Source organism: Endozoicomonas numazuensis (assembly GCF_000722635.1).
In the GTDB taxonomy this organism is placed as follows: Bacteria; Pseudomonadota; Gammaproteobacteria; order Pseudomonadales; family Endozoicomonadaceae; genus Endozoicomonas_A; species Endozoicomonas_A numazuensis.
Window position 1 is genome coordinate 164,786 of record NZ_JOKH01000001.1, and the last position, 18,634, is coordinate 183,419.

General features: G+C 48.4%; 19 protein-coding genes. 9 read left to right on the forward strand and 10 right to left on the reverse strand.

All coding sequences use genetic code 11. The annotated features are described in order from the left end of the window. Nucleotides 1–191 precede the first annotated feature (191 nt). Together GZ78_RS00665 and GZ78_RS00670 are read left to right on the forward strand one after the other, a co-directional pair. Nucleotides 192–470: a hypothetical protein gene (locus GZ78_RS00665; protein WP_152558472.1), complete on the forward strand. Its 279-nt coding sequence runs from the start codon at nucleotides 192–194 to the stop codon at nucleotides 468–470. Between the two features lie 143 nt (nucleotides 471–613). Beyond that, a complete protein-coding gene (locus tag GZ78_RS00670) occupies nucleotides 614–1,171 on the forward strand; it encodes a chalcone isomerase family protein (RefSeq protein WP_034831964.1) in 558 nt (185 codons plus the stop codon). A 350-nt stretch (nucleotides 1,172–1,521) separates the two neighbouring features. On the opposite strand, the gene GZ78_RS00675 is transcribed toward GZ78_RS00670, so the two are convergent. The 6 genes from GZ78_RS00675 to GZ78_RS00700 all read right to left on the reverse strand — a co-directional run bounded on the left by GZ78_RS00675 (nucleotide 1,522) and on the right by GZ78_RS00700 (nucleotide 6,233). Next, nucleotides 1,522–2,529: a hypothetical protein gene (locus tag GZ78_RS00675; RefSeq protein ID WP_152558473.1), complete on the reverse strand. Its 1,008-nt coding sequence runs from the start codon at nucleotides 2,527–2,529 to the stop codon at nucleotides 1,522–1,524. A 79-nt stretch (nucleotides 2,530–2,608) separates the two neighbouring features. Beyond that, nucleotides 2,609–3,499: a DMT family transporter gene (locus GZ78_RS00680; protein ID WP_034831967.1), complete on the reverse strand. Its 891-nt coding sequence runs from the start codon at nucleotides 3,497–3,499 to the stop codon at nucleotides 2,609–2,611. A gap of 183 nt (nucleotides 3,500–3,682) precedes the next feature. Next, nucleotides 3,683–4,183, reverse strand: coding sequence for a GAF domain-containing protein (locus GZ78_RS00685; RefSeq protein ID WP_034831969.1), 501 nt, complete (start codon nucleotides 4,181–4,183; stop codon nucleotides 3,683–3,685). A 98-nt stretch (nucleotides 4,184–4,281) separates the two neighbouring features. Then, nucleotides 4,282–4,905, reverse strand: a complete 624-nt coding sequence (locus GZ78_RS00690; RefSeq protein ID WP_034831971.1) for a YceH family protein — start codon at nucleotides 4,903–4,905, stop codon at nucleotides 4,282–4,284. Nucleotides 4,906–5,352: 447 nt separating this feature from the next. Then, a complete protein-coding gene (locus GZ78_RS27025) occupies nucleotides 5,353–5,823 on the reverse strand; it encodes a DUF3332 family protein (protein WP_051785687.1) in 471 nt (156 codons plus the stop codon). Between the two features lie 146 nt (nucleotides 5,824–5,969). Continuing rightward, on the reverse strand, nucleotides 5,970–6,233 hold the full coding sequence (locus GZ78_RS00700; protein WP_034831973.1) for a hypothetical protein: 264 nt from the start codon (nucleotides 6,231–6,233) through the stop codon (nucleotides 5,970–5,972). Nucleotides 6,234–6,720: 487 nt separating this feature from the next. Between GZ78_RS00700 and GZ78_RS00705 the strand changes: the two genes are divergently transcribed. Then, complete coding sequence (locus GZ78_RS00705; RefSeq protein ID WP_236631494.1) at nucleotides 6,721–7,599, forward strand: substrate-binding periplasmic protein; 879 nt, start codon at nucleotides 6,721–6,723, stop codon at nucleotides 7,597–7,599. A 109-nt stretch (nucleotides 7,600–7,708) separates the two neighbouring features. Here GZ78_RS00705 and GZ78_RS00710 read toward each other — a convergent pair whose 3' ends face one another. Beyond that, complete coding sequence (locus tag GZ78_RS00710; protein WP_034831977.1) at nucleotides 7,709–7,939, reverse strand: hypothetical protein; 231 nt, start codon at nucleotides 7,937–7,939, stop codon at nucleotides 7,709–7,711. A gap of 483 nt (nucleotides 7,940–8,422) precedes the next feature. On the opposite strand from GZ78_RS00710, the gene GZ78_RS00720 reads away from it, so the two are divergent. The 5 genes from GZ78_RS00720 to GZ78_RS00735 all read left to right on the forward strand — a co-directional run bounded on the left by GZ78_RS00720 (nucleotide 8,423) and on the right by GZ78_RS00735 (nucleotide 12,354). Beyond that, the gene (locus tag GZ78_RS00720; protein ID WP_034831980.1) at nucleotides 8,423–9,988 is read left to right on the forward strand and encodes an AbgT family transporter; all 1,566 of its coding nucleotides are present in this window, start codon (nucleotides 8,423–8,425) and stop codon (nucleotides 9,986–9,988) included. Nucleotides 9,989–10,144: 156 nt separating this feature from the next. Beyond that, nucleotides 10,145–10,570 (forward strand): AEC family transporter, encoded by a 426-nt coding sequence (locus GZ78_RS00725; RefSeq protein WP_034831981.1) that lies wholly within the window; start codon nucleotides 10,145–10,147, stop codon nucleotides 10,568–10,570. Nucleotides 10,571–10,845: 275 nt separating this feature from the next. Continuing rightward, nucleotides 10,846–11,046, forward strand: a complete 201-nt coding sequence (locus GZ78_RS28660) for a hypothetical protein (RefSeq protein WP_152558475.1) — start codon at nucleotides 10,846–10,848, stop codon at nucleotides 11,044–11,046. A gap of 44 nt (nucleotides 11,047–11,090) precedes the next feature. Beyond that, entirely contained in the window at nucleotides 11,091–11,942 is an 852-nt protein-coding gene (locus GZ78_RS00730) for a mechanosensitive ion channel family protein (protein WP_034831983.1), read from the forward strand. A 208-nt stretch (nucleotides 11,943–12,150) separates the two neighbouring features. Further along, entirely contained in the window at nucleotides 12,151–12,354 is a 204-nt protein-coding gene (locus GZ78_RS00735; RefSeq protein WP_034831985.1) for a hypothetical protein, read from the forward strand. A gap of 226 nt (nucleotides 12,355–12,580) precedes the next feature. Here GZ78_RS00735 and GZ78_RS00740 read toward each other — a convergent pair whose 3' ends face one another. Then, complete coding sequence (locus GZ78_RS00740; RefSeq protein ID WP_051785688.1) at nucleotides 12,581–15,784, reverse strand: efflux RND transporter permease subunit; 3,204 nt, start codon at nucleotides 15,782–15,784, stop codon at nucleotides 12,581–12,583. A 3-nt stretch (nucleotides 15,785–15,787) separates the two neighbouring features. Next, nucleotides 15,788–17,002, reverse strand: a complete 1,215-nt coding sequence (locus tag GZ78_RS00745) for an efflux RND transporter periplasmic adaptor subunit (RefSeq protein ID WP_051785689.1) — start codon at nucleotides 17,000–17,002, stop codon at nucleotides 15,788–15,790. Between the two features lie 317 nt (nucleotides 17,003–17,319). On the opposite strand from GZ78_RS00745, the gene GZ78_RS00750 reads away from it, so the two are divergent. After that, entirely contained in the window at nucleotides 17,320–17,871 is a 552-nt protein-coding gene (locus GZ78_RS00750; protein ID WP_051785690.1) for a GNAT family N-acetyltransferase, read from the forward strand. Nucleotides 17,872–17,944: 73 nt separating this feature from the next. On the opposite strand, the gene tnpA is transcribed toward GZ78_RS00750, so the two are convergent. Then, complete coding sequence (gene tnpA, locus GZ78_RS00755) at nucleotides 17,945–18,397, reverse strand: IS200/IS605 family transposase (protein ID WP_034831986.1); 453 nt, start codon at nucleotides 18,395–18,397, stop codon at nucleotides 17,945–17,947. Nucleotides 18,398–18,634: the final 237 nt, after the last annotated feature.

An 18,634-nucleotide genomic window follows, 5' to 3' on the forward strand; every position in this document is an offset into this window, starting at 1 on the left:
AACCGCATTTCAGCCTGTTAAACATTCACCATCTTTCTATATAGAAGACACTAATAATATATTCAGTATGTTCTCTAATTAAGACATCGAGCATAGTCAAAAAATAGTAAAAACAAAGCACTTGCCCACTTAGGGAGCCTTACGTCAGCAAATTCTCAGCCACTGTTCTTTTCCTGGTGGTTCTGAGCATTGTGATTGAGCTGGAAGAAAAAGTATTCAGCTATATTGCCCAGGCTGGCCCTGCCGAACTGACTCTGAATATTCTGACCATGCTGTTGGGCTATACAGCGGGCAAATTACTGGTAAAAAGCGAACTTCAGGCTCGCACAATTTGTCTGGAAGCGGGCCTGCAATACGGAACACTGTCCCTGCTTGTCACAACGACAATATTGAGCACACCGAGTTTCACCCATAATCACGACTCTCTTCAGCTTTTTAAAGAGAGTCAGACTCCGGATTGTCTTAAATAACTCCTGCCAACCTTCCATCCATTGCTTATACTTGGTCTTCTCTCAAATCCTTGTATTCAATTGATACATTTGTCTTATAACAGTTATTCGTCAGTTAACGTATATTACGCACCTCATCTCGTCGTTCCCTTCAGGAGAGATCCATGAAAAAAGTACTCCTATTTATTTCTGCGCTTGTTATCAGCTTGAATGTCCTCGCCGTTGAGCTCGACGGTGTAAAGGTTCCGGAAACACTCAACCTGGAGAATCAAACCCTTCAGTTGAATGGTGCCGGCATCCGAACCAAGTACTTTTTAGACCTGTACGTTGGATCACTGTATACCAAGAACAAAACCAGCGATGCCACAAGCGTTATCAACAGTAAGACACCGGTAGCGATTCAACTGGATATCACCTCCAAACTGATCACTTCAGAGAAATTGACAGACGCTGTCAACGAAGGGTTTGAACATTCAACCGGAGGCAACATTGCCCCACTAAAAGACCGACTGACCGCCTTTATTGGTGTTTTTAAAGAGAAGATTGTAAAAGGTGATGACTTTGTGATGTTTGTCTCCCCCGGCAAAGGGGTCGATGTCTACAAGAATGGAAAAAAGCTAACCACTGTTAAAGGAGACGATTTCAGTAAAGCTCTCCTGGGTGTATGGCTGGGAGAACAGCCAGCAGATGCGAATTTGAAAGCTAAAATGTTAGGCAAATAACCATTCTGGCAGCCAGGATCACTGGCTGCCATCCCTGCATCAGGACTCCTGAGTCTCAATACCCAGTACTGCCAAGCGTTACATACTCCATACCGTTCGCACTGAACCTGTCGAAGTGCATTACCCGCATCCATCGATAAGCTTCAGGATGAGCGGAGTGTGTATCAGTGCTAACGTTTGGCTTCACTAGGAGGCTGACCGAGAATAGACAGCCCGGCCTAAAATCCAGAAAGAACGGCCATCTTTTCCACTGAATTTGCTTAAATAGGTCAACTATTCGCACAAATTCAGTGAAAAAGCTGACTCGTTCTACTGAATTTTATGCTCGGACGCTATTCTCGGTCAGCCTCCTAGTAACTATGAAACTGCTGTTCAATAATACCCACTGCAGGGCAAAAGCTGATTTCCCGAGTATCACTGACACACACCTTTTGCAGATAAGCCGTAACTGTCTCACCCATCATAGCCATCACCATTTTACGCTTATATAAAGGAAGGCTGCTGGCATAGCCCAGTGTAAACTGCTTGAGTGGGTTCACAATGCACTCATAGGAAAGGCCACAATAGAACCCATCCCTTTCTCGGGCATCCATCGCTATATCCACCAGGCTTTCAAGCCACTCCTGAAGATCAGTACTTACTTTGACCGACTTGCCAAAATGCTGGGCAGTATCTGCCAGGTCCACCAGGTAAATACGATCCGTCACCGGATCATAGATTTCATTACTGCCACTTCGATCAGGCAGATGTAAGCGTACCACCCGACTCAACATTTCAGCACTGTCTTTGGCAGGCAGCTTAGGATCGAAATGCGACAGAGCCAATACCTGCCCGTAGCGGAAAAAAGCCCTTCGGAGCAACCTTTTCTGTTTGATATTCAAGGCATAGGGAGAAGCAAGATAGAGCTGATAATAAAGTGCTCTCAAGGTACTTCCAGGTACCAAAGGATAACTCAGGATATAATGTTGCTTTCGATTCAGTATAAAGGTCGCCGCACGATCAGGCAGAACCAGCTGGGCATTCACTTTGGCCAGCCAGCGATATCGGGATAGGCTTTTCTTCAGCAGCCACTCATTCTCGAACCGTATCAGATGACATTCTGTACAATCCTCTCGAACGATCTTAACGAACCAGCGTGCTTCATCAAACAGAACGGTGTAAGCCTGATCTATCTCACCACCATCCGTACTGATTCTCCTGAAGTCTTCTCCCCTGCCCTGAAATAAACGATGGATAGCCTCTTCATACGTTTGCAGCACAGAGAAATCCGGCACTTTTGGCAGCTCAACGAATTCAGCAGAAACCAGATGACTGTGCATGAGCACCAGGGCTAGCAATAGAGATCGACAAACCGTCATTACCAATAACCTCAGTTAGCATAATGACAGTTTTATCGACCTCCAGACTGGGTTCCATGACACAAGTTTGCAGGACCAGTCAAGCCAGCCAGAGCAAAAGAATAACACTGGCCAGAATCAGCCCCATGCCACAGTATTCCCGCAAAGTATGCGTTTCTTTGAACAAACGGGTAGAAAGCAGCAAAGCAAAGAAACATTCAACCTGTCCCAGCGTTTTCACCAGGGCCGGGTTCTGCAGACTGAATGCCGTGAACCAGCCTATCGACCCCACCAGACTCAGAAAACCTACAGTACTGCTCAGCTTCCATTGCTGCACAAGCTTGCCCAGAGTATGAGGCTCTCTGAACAAGATAAATCCCCCCAGAAGCACTATCTGCATAGAAATGGTTGTGGCCAGCGTGTAGGCCGAGGCGACCAGCGGGTCGACACCAAGAGACAAGCTTGCCTGTCTGACCCAAAGCGACGTGACGGCGAAACAGAAACCACCCGCCAGACCGAGACCGGCAGACATTGAGAAAAGCGAACGTAACCCTTTTTGCTGACTGGGCGGGTTCAAAAAGATTAACCCCACCATACCCAGCAGAACACTGACCCAACCCGCCCAGCTAAGCACCTGAGAAAAAACCAGTGCTCCCAGAACAGCGACCAGAACAGCTTCTGACTTGGAATAAATAATGCCTATCGCAAAATTACGTAACTGAAAAAGCCTGACGATAAAAGCCGTAGCTGCAATCTGTGCCAGGCCCGCTCCCAAACTGTAAAGCAGGAATGTAGTAGACGCTTCGGGTAACTCAGAGTCCTGCCATTGCAGTTGCAAAAACAGGTAAACCCACGCAAGAGGAAGAGCAAAAGCATAGCGGGCAAAGGTTGTGCCCCAGAGACTGACACGTTCAGACAGTGTTTTTTGCCCAGCCGAACGAAAAGCCTGAGCCACCGCAGCCATTAAAGTCAGCCAGATCCAGGTAGACACCGCTCCCTCCTCCCTGAAAAGATAAAAAAGACAGGTAGACCCACCGTCTTTCAAAATGCGGCCTTGTTATCGCCACTCGCTCACACAAATCATTCCAACAGCCGAAACCCTGATCATTTCATTAGAGACCCGGACAGGCCTTCACATTGATTGACAGAATTTCGGTGTAGCTACAGGCAGGATTCAGTAGTTCAGCTGATTGAGCTGGATTCTTTCAGCCAGCATTGCTGCCAGAGCTTCAAGACCTTTGCGGTCTTCTTCATCAAAACGACAGGTGATAGGACTATCAATATCCAGAACCGCTTTGATTTCGCCGTTCTCGGAAAAAGGAATCACAATCTCGCTCTGACTGGCTGAGTCGCAGGCAATATGCCCCGGAAACGCATTCACATCATCCACCATCTGGGTGGTCTGCTCCTGAGCAGCGGTACCACAAACCCCCCGGCCCATAGGAATACGGACACAAGCCGGATTACCCATAAACGGCCCCAGTACCAGCTGATCACCCCGGGCAATATAAAACCCGGCCCAGTTAACCTTAGCCATGGTAGTGAAGATCAAGCTGGCAACATTGGAGAGATTGGCCAGGGTATCCGTTTCGCCCTCAGTCAATGCTTTTGCCTGGGCCACCAGAATTCGATAAAAGCTGGCTTTATCCTCAGGCATCTCAACGGCTTCAAACATATGAACATTCATCCAGAAACAGCCCAATAAGGCTATGAATAAAAGTCGTAACACTCTCGATGAAGAGTATTCGCAGGGATAGGAATTGGCACACTATCTCAGTTTTTTTCAGACAGCAACCCTGTCAGGCGCTCTACCTCAGCCTTAAGCACCTTAACTTCATGCTCGAGCTCTCGAATTCTGACTTTATCATCTGCACTCACTTCAGACGTTGTGGGGATGTCTACTTCACCTGAGAAAAGATGAGCGTAACGTGCCTCTCTTTTCCCGGCCTCTCTGCCCAGTTGAATTACCCACTCTTTCTCAGCCATCCCCCGAAGCACCTCATCCACTTCTTTCACATCGGTAAAAGACGCCATACGACCGGTTCGGCTTCTCAGCTCTCCCGGTGTTTGCGGGCCCCGGAGCAAGAGACAACAAACCAGAGCCCTTTGTTGCTCCGTGAACTGAAGAGAAGAAAATTCGGTGTTACAAAACCTGTGACGATACTTGCTGACACGTGCACCTCCTTCTTCACTGACAAACCGTTCACTGATCAGTAATTCCAGAACCGCTCTCACATCAGCTTCATCGAGAGAGAGTACAGGCTCACGGTTACTTTTCTGATTACAGGCGTTGACCAGTGCATTCAAGGTTAGAGGGTACTGGTCCGGAGTTGTACTTTCCTTTTCAAGAAGGCATCCGATAACACGGGTTTCATTAAGGTTTAGCTTGATATCCACTGGTCACCTCTGGGCGGGCTGAGGTCGAAAACAACATTCGGGCGCTATCATAAGGCATTTAACCACCCAAAGGGCAGATTCAGTTTATAACCGTTCTGAAGTCGTCGAGTACCTCCGGTCAGACAACCTCCAGTAGAAACGCGGCTACTTACCAGCACCCTTCGACAGGTTTAGGATGGACGGGGTCTGTATGGGAATTAACACTTGGCTGCACCAAAAGTCTGCCAGACATATGCTCGAAAGCATAAATCCGACAGGCTCCCAGGAGGCTGACCGAGAATAAACAGCCCGGCCTAAAATCCAGAAAGAACGGCCATCTTTTCCACTGAATTTTATGCTCGGACGCTATTCTCGGTCAGCCTCCTAGACATTTTTATAATGATTCAGGAAATATTCAGCGTCAGGTGTTTACTATAAACATTCAGGATAAATGCAGGCAGAGAATACTCAGGACTCAGAAGATTTCGGCAGTGAACCCGTCCAGATGGCCACTTTCATGCCATCCTGATTCAGAACATCAATACCCGCTTCAGTGCGAACCAGTCGCAGCGTTTCAACCGTACCGTTTTCTGCAGTGACTTCAGCAATAATTTCGTCTTCAGACACCGACTTCACTTTAATATTGTCCTGGGTGACCAGAATGTCTTTTGGATCGCTGCCGGTGATTCTTGGTTTACCGCTGATCGGATTGGTGCCGGTCCAGAACTCAATAGAGTTCACCACCAGAACATCAATCGTGGCCGTCACAGCCGTTACAGGCAGCAGCAGGATAAAGAATCCTTCCTGAACCCAGGCATTGCTGGATACCGAAAGGTTCATTTTGGTGACCGTTCCTGTTGCCGCCATTTGACCAATACAACCAGACAGAGAGAGCGCAGTTGCGGCCACAGCTGCAGCCTGAAACATTTTCTTTTTCATCACTTCGAAACTTTGCCAGATAATTTAAGGAGGTCGCATTATACGGATACACACCCTGAATACACGACAGGAGAGCCGCAGACTTATTGTGATAAATACCCACTAAACAAAAAACACAGACTGTATTGATCTTCTCCTCCAGCCCATTAAAACCCACCTATACAGTCGTAATGAAACCGCTGCATCTGATCGGGAATCAGCCTGGTATCTGTGCAGGCTGATAACACTTCCTGCAATTCTTCCGCTTCTGCAAGAAGAGCAAACTCAGAACAGTGACCATCGGTTTCCAGACCCACCAGCAACCGCCTCTCTTCAGAGCTTCGCTTCACGGAATAATCAGGATCAGAAAAGGCAGCAATGCCTCTTTTCAATGGGCCCACCCTGTTCTCAATACTCTCAGGGCAAGCCATTAAACGTCGCTGGGATAAACTTTTTGGTACAATTCAGACTGTTGACGATAAGAGCTGACTCCCACTCTAATGCCTGTAATAGAATCGACCGCTAATGGTCATCAGAAGCCCTATGGCGGATGACCATAGGAGGCTGGCCACCCAACCGCAAACTCACTGCCGCAAGAGGTAGATCAATCTTCAAACCTGACTTTAAAGATCAAATAGGCAGGAATTCGTTACTGTTTCCTGCCTGATTGACGCAATGAAACCCGTTTCATTGCCATGTAAGGGTTGCATAGATTCGATGCCTGCGATTAAATCATGCCTATTCTCCAATTGGACTGGTTGCTTTAAAGGCAACAGCGCGTTCTGAGAGTGGAGAGATTCACTGCAGCTATTGTGCTGTGAAATCGCCATAAGCAAGTAATACGGCCCTGCATACGTGTAAGCAGTGGATGAAATCCAGGCAGTATTCAATAAGAAAGAGCAAGGATGGCAAGCTGTGATGACCAACAGCCTTGAATGCAAAAACAGCCTTGAGCCCATAAAATCTGGTTTGCTCTTTTTTGTCGATCACCCCCCCCAACTGAAGCACATTCTGCTGTCAGCCTTGGGGCTTACTCTGCTATTTGTCATCAGCACTGCCCATAGCATGACTCGTCTGTGCGACAACATCCTGCTTTCTGGCCACCCTAATCTGCCTCCTATTATCTGGGGGGACTATCAGAAAACTCTGGGGGCAGCACCAGAGCTGGTCTCAAATATCCTGTCAAAAGAAGGCATTAGTGTGAACTCTGATTATCAGGGGGGCATTAATCGGGTTTTAAGAAAACTCCAGACAGGAGAAATTGATTTGAACCCGGCTATGGTACGAACACCAGAGCTGGAAAAAACAGTACAGTTTATCGAACCTCCTATCTACACCCAGAAATACGCGGTGCTGGTCAAAAAAGGCAAGCATAAAAACCTGGACAGCTGGGATGATTTAAAAAAACTCTTGGGCGTCACTCCCAAGGGCCTCAGTCTGGGCGCCGAGTTCGATGAGTTTGCCCGTAAAAATCTACGACTGATCCGCACTTTTCATGCACGCCAAGGGTTATTAATGCTCAACGTCGGTCGTGTCGATTACGCTATTTACCCCGACATTCAGGGCGACCTGTTCATGTCACTGCTGGACTTCGAAGGCCGCTTCGAAAAAGCTTCCGTTGATATTGCCTCTTTCAAACTCTATGTCGGTGTATCCAGAAAACTGGACTGCAAACTTCCACTCGAATCTCTGTCAAAGCAACTAAGTTACATGCTCAACAGTGGCCAGGCCGATCATACGGTAAACGACAATCTCTATAAGTGGATGGACTTCAGCCTGAGTAAGCGCCCCCGTTAATGTCTACATGCTGGCCGTCCTTTCTGGCGCTGGAACAATAATGGGCAGAAGCATTTTGTATCTGTCCGGTATCAATGAAACCACCTCATCGAACGCTTGCTACCTCATATTAATCATCAACATAGAGGTGCCTAAAGCTACAGGCATAACTTTCCAGACAAACCTCCAGCATATCTCTGCCAGAGGGTGTGCCCGTAGAAGCGAAAAAAAAGTCAGACTCCTTTTCTTGAAGGACACGCCAAAAATCAGCCAGATTACGACTATCAAGAAATGACATTGCTGCCACTCTCGACATAACACCTTCTCTTCGCACATTGCCGGGTTTTCCTTTTGAGGGCATTTTTTCACACCCTGACCTTTCCCGCACCCCTTAGACAAGCAACAATGCCTGATCGAGAAATACCGTACTGCTGAACCAACTGAATCCACTCAGAGCCGGTTAACATTACAGTAAAGGATTCTTCTTCGTTGGAAATCAGCCCCCCTACCAACAGAGGCTGTTCATCTTCCCCTATCGTCGGCTCATTATTCTTCTTATGCCAACCGATGGAGGCTGATAAAAGTAGACTATTTATAACGAGGCTGACGCTTCTGACAATCGCCGCGCGTAGCATACGACATCGACAATATATATAAATTACTGCTCACCTCCTTCTGCAAACAACTAAACTTGATACTCAACAGTGGTCAGGCCGATCATTCGGTGAATGACAAACTCTACCGGTGGATCGGTTTCACTCTGAGCCAGCGCCTCCGCTGATTCCTTTCCGCCATCGACCTTCCTGCCTGGCTAAATCCCTCTGAATCGAGTTGTTGAAATACCATGAGCCAGACTCCCCCTCTACCGGCTGATCCAAACCATAACACCTGGATGGATCGATTTCTTAATACCGTTGAGCGTGCGGGTAACAAGTTACCTGACCCCTCATTAATGTTCTTCTATGGCACCCTCATCGTCTGGATCTGTTCGGCTGTTCTGGCGCAATTCAATGTTGAAATGATTCACCCTACAACCGGCCAGGCCATTGAGGTCAATAACCTTCTGACCGGCAATGCCATGGCGGCATTCATGTCGTCTATGGTGACTAACTTTACCGGCTTTGCCCCCCTGGGCATTGTTCTGGTTGCCATGCTTGGAGTCGGGGTTTCTGAAAAGTCCGGCTTCATCAACACCGGCCTTAAAAAGTTACTGAGGGTTACCCACGAAAAACTATTAACCCCCATGCTGGTTGTTGTGGCTATTTTGAGTCATCTGGCTGCCGACGCGGGTTATGTGCTGGTTATCCCTTTGGGGGGGATTATTTTTCATGCTGCAGGCCGACACCCTCTTGCCGGTATTGTTACGGCTTTTGCCGGTGTCTCGGGAGGCTTTGCTGCCAGTTTTGTGCCTACCGGTACAGACCCACTTTTACAGGGATTCACGCAGTCAGCCGCCCAGATTTATGATCCCGACTATCTGGTGAACCCATTGTGCAACCTGTTCTTCACCGCTGCCTCCGGTATCCTGGTGGTTCTGGTGGTCTGGTTTATAACCGATAAAGTCGTGGAGCCCCGACTGGACTGGCATGTCCCCATTGATCACGACGCCGAAGAAGCCACCGACATGGGCAGCTACACCCAACAGGAAAGCCGGGCTTTCAAACTGGCAAGCCTTGCCATGCTCGCAGGTCTGGCACTACTGGCTCTCTATGTGTTACCTGAAGACTCTCCCATGCGCTCGCCCGATGGCGAACTGACCGCCCTTGCGGCTCCCCTCATGAAATCAATTGTGCCACTGATTTTCTTGATCTTTGTGTTGCCCGGTATTGTATACGGACTGGTAGCAGGCACCTTCGAGAGAGCCAAAGATGTGATCGATGCGATGGGTGAAACCATGTCAGCCATGGGTTCTTATATGGTCATGGCCTTTTTCTGTGCACAGTTTCTGGCCTCCTTTGGCGAATCCAACCTTGGCACACTGCTCGCTTTAAGCGGTGCAGAAGTTCTGGAAGCGCTTAACTTGTCTGGCCAGGTCACTATCGTATTCATGATTTTACTGACGGCCATCGTCAACCTGCTGATTGGTTCCGCCTCAGCCAAGTGGGCGTTGATTGGCCCAATCCTGATCCCCATGCTGATGGCTGTAGGCATTGCACCTGAACTGACTCAAGCCGCTTACCGTGTTGGCGATTCCGTCTCCAACATCATCTCCCCTCTGATGGTCTTTTTCCCGCTGATCGTGGTCTATTGCCAACGTTATGTGAAAGAAACCGGTATTGGTAGCCTTGCTTCACTGATGATGCCTTACTCTATCAGCCTGATAATTATCTGGTCAGTTTTCCTACTCATTTATTGGGCTTTGGGTCTGCCACTGGGTATTCAGGGACACTATATTTACCCTCCTCAATAACACCTGAGACTTTCTATTAAATCTGGCTGAGCCCCATTGTTCAGCCAGATTCCTGACCGCCCTCCTTAAACCCCACTCCAACGCTTTTCTGAAACGCCTTTAGGCAGTTCTACCTATTCCTGTAGTAAACGACAGCGTATAGATTCGAACCACAGGATGAGCAAAATAATAAAACAGGAAGGATCAGAAAAATCGCGCAAAAACGCTGTGCTCAGCAAAAATCATCGATCTATCAGAGAACAATACAAAATGGGAAGTGAACTCTATATCAAGGTAGGACTGTTAATATCCCTTGCGGTACTGGGCTGGTTTGTCGGTCGTCGCTTCAAGATAGATCCCAAGGATATCTCAAGCATCCTGGTTTATGTGATCTCTCCTTTCGTGATCTTTATTTCCATCATTGAGCCTCCGGCTGATATCAGTTTTTTCCGATACTCTCTGGCAGCCTTCATTCTCTCTTCCAGCTTTGCATTATTGGCATTCTTGCTGGGAAGAACACTCTGGAATGACAGAAAAGCCAACCTCTTTTCCTTTGCATGGGGCACCGGAAACACCGGATACTTTGCCTTACGCGGGAGGTAGCTGATGGCTGCTTCCCACCCTCTCCTCAAGAAAGAGTACAAGCGTCCAACACTTAAACGTCTGACCGAGAACAGCGGCCACCATTGAGCGTTTCAGGCTCAACCAGACTCCTTCTCCGCCTTCATCTATTCATTTGTCTTTTGGTCCGGGGAACTCAAAGCCCTCCCGTCACTCTAATTATCCAACGTGATAAGCGTGCGCTTTCCCTGAGTCCGTCTATGCTGGACTAGTGTTAAAGGGAGTAGGTTCATAAACACAATATCCGAGAGGCCGTAATGTTCAATCTCCACCGAATTCTTGCAGACATGACCACCACAGGCTGGATTATCCTGGCGATTTGCCTGCTGGTCTGGATTTTGGCCACTTACCTGATGGGTGAGCTCTCTGATAAACATTGGGGCGACCGGGAATCCGGTGCACTGGTGGGCTTTTTTGTACCTGGCATCGTCTTTGTTGTCGGCCTTTATATGCTCTAACCTTCCTTCCTGACTGATTCAGTATCTTTCAAGGATCAGGCAAAATGCTGAAAGCTTATGCTCTTTGGGAACTTCCCCTGGTCAAATCACTGGTTGTAGTGATGCTGGCCTTTACGGCGTATTACCTGCTCAGGGTAAAACTGTTCTCCAGACTGGCCCAAATTTGTGAATCGACCCAGAGCGACCTGGATGACCGGGTGCTCTACTTTGCCCGTAACCTGCTCTCGATTTTCATCATATTTTTTACCCTGATGACCATTCTCAATATTTACCATATTGAGATCTCTCCCTTGTTAGCGGGCGCCGGAATCTTCGGTGTTTCTCTGGCTCTGGCCGCCCGGGAAACCCTGACCGATGTACTGGCCGGAGTTTTTCTGATTGCCGACAGACCTGTAAAGATTGGAGACCGGATCAAAATCCAGTCCATCGGTGGGCACTGGGGCAGCTGGGGCGATGTCGTGGATATTGGCCTGAGAAGAACCTGCATCCGCAATACCGATGGTGTCAGCATCAATTACCCTAACAACCAGCTGTCGAACTCCATCATTACCAATTTCTCTGACAACAAGTCTCCTATCAGGGTCCGCATTCGATTTCAGGTCGATTTTGAAGCCGACATCGATTTGATTCGGGAAAAAGTACTGGAGCTTCTGGATAAAAACCCCAGAGTGCTTTCAGGGACAGGGTCACTGGTGGTCCGATCTATTGGTGATGATCATGATCAAAGCTGCGTTTCCACTATTTCTCTGGAAGCACGCTACCGTATTACCCAGATTCGTAAACGGACTGAAATTCGCTCAGAAATCCTTGAAGAGCTGTTAAAAGTCATGAAGGAGAATAACATTCCCCAACCCCGGCTCGCTCTGGAACATGCACAGCAAGCGTCCCCCCAATAATCTCCTATAAGCATTAAGCTGACGCAAAGTTACCGCTTTTTTCTCATCGTGTTCATCTTTCATTACCCCCTGTGGGCTTAGCTTTGTAGAACGATGTACAACACCGTCACAAGCCTGAGAAGCCCCCACCTACAGCGTGCCCAATCAACACAAGCTTGTCTCGGTCGGACTCTGAAAAGACAACAATAACTCCGGAAGATACCGAAACATGGACAAACTGCAGCAGACTCTCGACAGTCTGGATCTCATTCAATGGAGTATCGTGCTCAGTTATTTTATTGCCTGGCTGGGAATAACAGCATTGCTGGACAGCATGGCTGACAGGAAGTGTGGGCATCGGGAAACCAGAGCCCTCATTGGCTTCTGTGTTCCCTGTTTTTTATTGTTGTTAAAGCTCTATCTGATGACATGATTATGCCATAACCCTGCGACAAGCTCAGGTCGAACGGAATCCGGTTGAAAAACGGTAAGTTATTTTGGGACAAATCCTTAGCGGCTTTATGAAGCTCTAGATACAGCCAAGCGTTAATACCCCATACCGTTCGCACTGAGCCTTGTCGAAGTGCATTATCAGCATCCTTCGAAAGGCTCAGGAGAAACGCGGTCTGTATAGAATGAGCGCTTGACTGCACCAGGGGTCAAACAGTGGTATCAGCCTCCTGACGACGCTCATAACTCTGGCCGGAAACGTTGGCCACTTCCAAATCAGGCATTTTTTGCCCGGTCCAGAGCCAGCGGCAACCCGACTTAATGTCTTCTATCACCAGATAAAGTGCTGGCGTCAGCACCAGAGTAATGGCTGTAGCAAACAGAATACCAAAACCCAGTGACACTGCCATGGGAATCACAAACTGTGCCTGCAGACTCTGCTCCAGAGTAATCGGCACCAGTCCCAAAAAGGTGGTTAACGAGGTCAGGATAATCGCCCGGAATCGCTCCTTACCGGCATCGACTGCGGCATGGTAAAGGCTCATCCCCTGATCCCGGCCCTTGTTGATAAAATCGACCAGAATAAGACTGTCGTTTACCAAAACACCGGCCAAAGCAATCAGACCAAAAATAGACATCATACTCAGCTGCAGATTCAGGATCAGATGACCAATGACAGCGCCCACCAGACCAAAAGGAATGATACCCATGATGATCATTGGCTGAAGATAAGACTTCAGTGGAATCGCGATCAGTGCATAAACCAGCATCAAAGCCATTATGGTTAACACGATCAGCTGTTCCATCGACTGCATCTCTTCCTCTGTAGAACCACCCAGCTCAATATTCACTTCCGGATATCGGGACTTCAAACCCGGCGTAAAGTTGTCCATAACATCTTTAACCACCGTCCGGGTGTCCAGCTGTTCGGTATCCAGGTCGGCACTTACTGCCAGTGATCGCTTACCATCAGTACGTCGTATAAAGCTGGCACCTTCACCCTCTGTTACCGACGCCACCTGATAGAAAGGCACCTCATTGCCATCAGCGGTTCGGATTCGAACCTTCTCCAGGTCGGTCAGGTCATTCCGCTCCTCTCGTGGGTAACGAAGAATCACCTTAACCTCTTCCCGACCCCGCTGAATTTTCTGAACCTCTTCACCGTAAAAACCCTGACGAACCTGATGACCCAGATCAGCAAGACTCAAGCCCAGAGCCTGAGCCGAAGGCAGAATATCCACAATCACTTCATCGGCTGACGCGTCGGCAGTATTTTCAACATCAAACAGTCCTTCATAACTGTTCAGATGTTTTTCCAATGCTTTGGCGGCCTGATCCAGCTGGTCACTGTCGGCACCACTCAGTCGGAAGTAAACAGGCTTAGACCCCCCGGCGTGTTGACCCGCAGAAAAGTTCAGCTGTTTAACACCGACTATTTCTCCCGTTTCGTCCCGCCATCTCTGAGCCACTTCTTTCGGCCCCAGAGTTCGGGTTTCATTCTTGGTCAGCTCAACAAAGACCACGCCACTGGTGTCACCCTGGCTCCAGACCATCATGCCATCAAACAAACCACCTTCTTCCGGATGCTTGTCCCGGAACTCTTCATCAACCTTAAACAGACTTTGCTCAATTCGGGACAATCCGGCGTTACGCTCAGCAATGGAACTGCCAGCATTCATCTCCATATTGACCCGGATAAACTCACTGGGCACATCGGGGAAGAAAGCAAAACGGATCAGTGGACTCTGGATCACACCGATCAGAATGACCATCAGCCCCACAAAAATACTGACGGTGACATAACGATTCCTGACCGCTTTAGCAATCAATGGCTGATAACGTCGTTCAATAAAACGTTCCAGCCAGTTGGCAAAACTGTCCTGTATACGAGTCACAATCCCTTTGTTCTTTCCCCCCTGCTCCAGCTTTTTCATATGAGCCAGATGCGCAGGCAGAATCATCTTGGATTCCACCAGAGAAAAGATCAGGCAAAAAATCACCACCAGAGAGATAGCGGTAAAAAATGGCTCGCCCGACCCTTCGATCATCAGCAGAGGGATAAAAACAGCCATGGTCGTTAATACGCCAAAAGTGGCAGGCACCACCACCCGCTTCACCCCAGCCACTACATTCTCTGTAGTATGGCCATGCCTTGAAATCTGGGTATAGACACTCTCGCCAATAATAATGGCGTCGTCCACTACGATCCCTAACACCAGAATAAAGGCAAACAGGCTGAGCATATTGATCGAGACCGGCATAAAGCCATTAGGCATGAGCCAGATGGCCCCCAGGAAACAGACCGGAATACCAATGATGACCCAGAGCGCCACACGAATACGCAGGAACAGACTGAGCAGCAGGAACACCAGAATAGCCCCGTAGAGCATATTCTCCATCATCATATCCATGCGGCCCTGCAGGTAATAGGACGCATCACCCCAAACTTTTACGTCCATGCCCTGAGGTAGAGAACCTCTGCGTTCTTCCAGAAAAGCCTTAACCGCTTTCGCAGTTTTAATGTCGTTCTGTTCAGTTTCAGAAACAATTTCGATGGCGACAGCGGTTTTACCGTTGAAGCGAACCAAACCCTCGCTTTCTTCAAAACCGTCATGGATGGTGGCAATGTCAGACAACAACAGGCGGCTGCCATCGGCATTGGTACGAATTTCAAAGTCGTAAAAATCAAAGCCCTTGTAAGCCTGACCACGGGTTTTGACGGCAATGTCACCGTCGTCGGTTTTGATAGAGCCACCGGCTACATCAATAGACGACACCCTAAGAGCACGAGCCACTTCATCAAAAGTAAGTCCATACTCACGCAGCTTGCGCTCTGACACCAGAATTGAAATTTCAAGGTCACTTTCGCCGAGAATATTGGTTTTCAACACATCGGGCAGGGTCAGTAATTCATCTTGCAGTGTTTGAGCCGTTCGCTGAAGTGACAGCCGATCGATATCACCGTACAGGGAGATAAAAAGCACCTGCTCGTTCTGTTCCAGCTTGGTGACCGTTGGTTCTTCGGCCTCGCTGGGCAGGTTGGTGACACTCTCTATAGCTGTTTTAACATCGTCGTAGAGTTGATCGATATCATAACCGGACTCCAACTCAACCCTCAGCCGTCCATAACCTTCCCAGGTAATAGACACTACTTTTTTAATGCCGGTCACATCTCGCAGGGATTCTTCCAGTTTGAGCAACACACTCTGCTCAATATCTTCCGGTCCTGCTCCGGGATAAACGACCTCTATCTGTACATTGTTAACAGCAAAGTCGGGAAACATTCTTTTTTTGATCGTAAAAGCGGTCATCAGACCGGCCACCACAATCAAAATCATCAACAGGTTGGCGGCCACCGGGTTATTGGCAAACCAGGCAATAAACCCTTTCTGATTTTCAGTTGTCTGGTCCATCGCTTAACCCTCTCTGTCGGTCGGGGTATCAAGACCTGCCACCGACGAACCGGGTTCATTGAGACGCACCCGCATACCTTCAACAGGGTTGGCCAGTGGCGTAACAGCTACCCGGTCCCCCTCAGCCAGCCCTTGACTGAAATAAACACTGTCTGCGTCCGCATAAACGGGAATGATCTGACGAAAACTCAAACTGCTGTCCTCATCAATCACCAGCACCTTGCCATCACTGTAAACGGCACTGCGGGGAAGATTAAACAACCCTTCCAGCTCACTGCCCAAAATACGGGCATAGACAAAGCTGCCTGCTTTTAATGGAAAGCGGTCATCGTCTGACGTTAAACCGTAAGGGTCATCCACTCTGGCGACCACATAGTGCATACGACTTTGTTCGTCGACCACACCTTCCACCCGATCCAGACTGGCCTCCCACATCAGAGTGCGGTTGCCCATAGACTGGGAAAGTTCCACAGCAATCGGTTCATCCACCACGTCGCCGGCAGAAGGCAGATTGATAAAAGTGAGATCAGAAGGTTTCAGTGAAAGCCGGACTTCAGCATCCGCTATGGCAAAAATAGAACCTGCCTGAGTCCCCATGGAGACAAACTGTCCCAGATTAATGCTTCGGTCCCGAACCATGCCGTCATAAGGTGCTCTGATCTGGGTACGCTCCAGATCCCGGCGGGCTTTCTCCAGCTGTGCACTGGCCGCTTTTACATTGGCACTGGCTTCTTCCACAAAAGGTTTACGCAACAGCAGATCGGGGGCATCGGCCAGAGAACGACCGGAACGGGTCCAGCTCTTGCTCTCTGCCTGAGACTTGGCGCTTTCTTCTTTCAGCCGCGCCTGACTGGCAGCCAACGTAGCTTCGGCCTGACGGACAGCAACACGGTAATCACTGGCATCAATACGAGCCAGCACATCACCTTTATTAAATACACCACCGCTGACAAACAATGGTGATACCTCGGTGACAACACCCGCAACTTCTGCCACTAAAGAGGTTTCTATGGAAGGACGAACCACCCCCTGGCTTTCTACCGAAAAACTCAGGGATTCAGGGGTCATTACCTGGAACTCAACCAGATGATCAACCGCCAGTTCCTGTTCTTTTTTGGGGGGCTTGGACCATTGAGACAGACCGTACGCAATACCACCGCATACAGCCAGAATCGCCAGCGAGACTACTGTCTGGCGGAGAGCGTTGTTTTTTGCCATGTTACCTGTCCGTGGGACATTTATAATTATGATATTCCTGTCGTACAGTACTGGATGAAAGAATCTGAGTCCAGAACTGTGAACTGGTATTCGTACTCCGACCTGACAGCCCTGTAAAGTAACTTTCACATAATTTACATATTATCTGTCTCCAAAGCCTTTCAGGCATTACTTTTGCAAGGCATTTGGGTATTCTCTACCCCCTCATAATTTAAGCGACCTGGTTAATTCTGCTGACGAGCACGACAGCCTGGAAGGGCGGTAGCGTGCGTGAATACCCCATAAAAGCGGCCATAAAGCAGTAAGGCGTATAAAGAATGAACAACAAAATCGAGTTGCTACCGGCCGAAGCTGCCAACCTGAACATCATTGAAAATCTGTTTCCTTATTACGTATACGAAATGTCGGACTTTCTTCAGAGGGCTCCCTCTGAAGAAGGCCTTTTCACCTTCGACCGCGAATCGCTGAACAAATACCAGGAAAGAGAAGACCACTATCCCTTCCTTATAAAGTGCAATGATGAAATAGCGGGCTTTGCCCTGGTCAGAAAATACCCGGCCGACCCGAGCCTGTACGATATGGAACAGTTCTTTGTGCTGAAGAAGTTCAAGGGGTTGGGTGTGGGTCGTCTGGCCTTTGAGGCATTGGTTGATTGTTTTCCGGGGCAGTGGCAGATTCGTGTACTTCAGGAGAATGAGCGGGCACTGGCTTTTTGGGGGGCTGTTGTTGATGGGGTTACTGGTGGGCGTTTTGTTCGGCAGGTTGCTGATGATGATGGGTTGGGTATGTGGTTTTTTTGGTTTGGGGGTGAGGGTGCTAGAAATGCAAATAACTCACACGCGGCCTATTCTAGGCAATGGACAAAATAGCTTATAGCCTATTGAAAGTTAACTGACCTCCGGCAGAGCCGGAGGCTTATTAGATGACGCCCTCAAAGGGCTTTTATTGCGCCCAAGGGCGCGGTTCAAAACCAAACCTTAGCTGGTCACGTGATTCATCATTCTTTTCTTGATTCCGAATATATTCTCTGACCATATCCTCATCAAGACCAACTGTACTGACGAAATATCCTCTTGCCCAAAAATGCTCACCAGAAAAATTCCGCTGCTTACCTTTGAAGTGCCTCGCAATAGCTATTGCACACTTCCCTTTCAGATAACCTACGACGTAAGAAACAGAGTATTTTGGTGGAATACTGATGCAAATATGTACGTGATCTCGCATCAAATGCCCTTCTATAATTTCACACTCTTTTCGCTTGGCGAGTTCATGAAATATCGCTCCCAAAAACTTTCTCAAACTGCCATAAATGACCTTCTGCCTCTTTTTGGGAATAAAAACTACGTGATACTTACAATCCCATCGAGTATGGGTCAGACTTTTGTAGTCTGGCATAAGTTAAACCTCTTGGTTCTTGGCGGAACCATCGAGGTTAGCTACCGAAGGCTCGGTATAACCTATGCGAGTCTCCCCGGCATAGCCGGGGGTTTACCTAATGATTAATTAATGACTTTTCGACACAATGAAAAGTTGGGATATATCTCAAGTGAGTGAATTACCCCTGATTTGGGGGGATATGCTGCGTGCGCGCGTAATATCCAATATTACTCGTTTGAGTTTTAATAGCTGTTA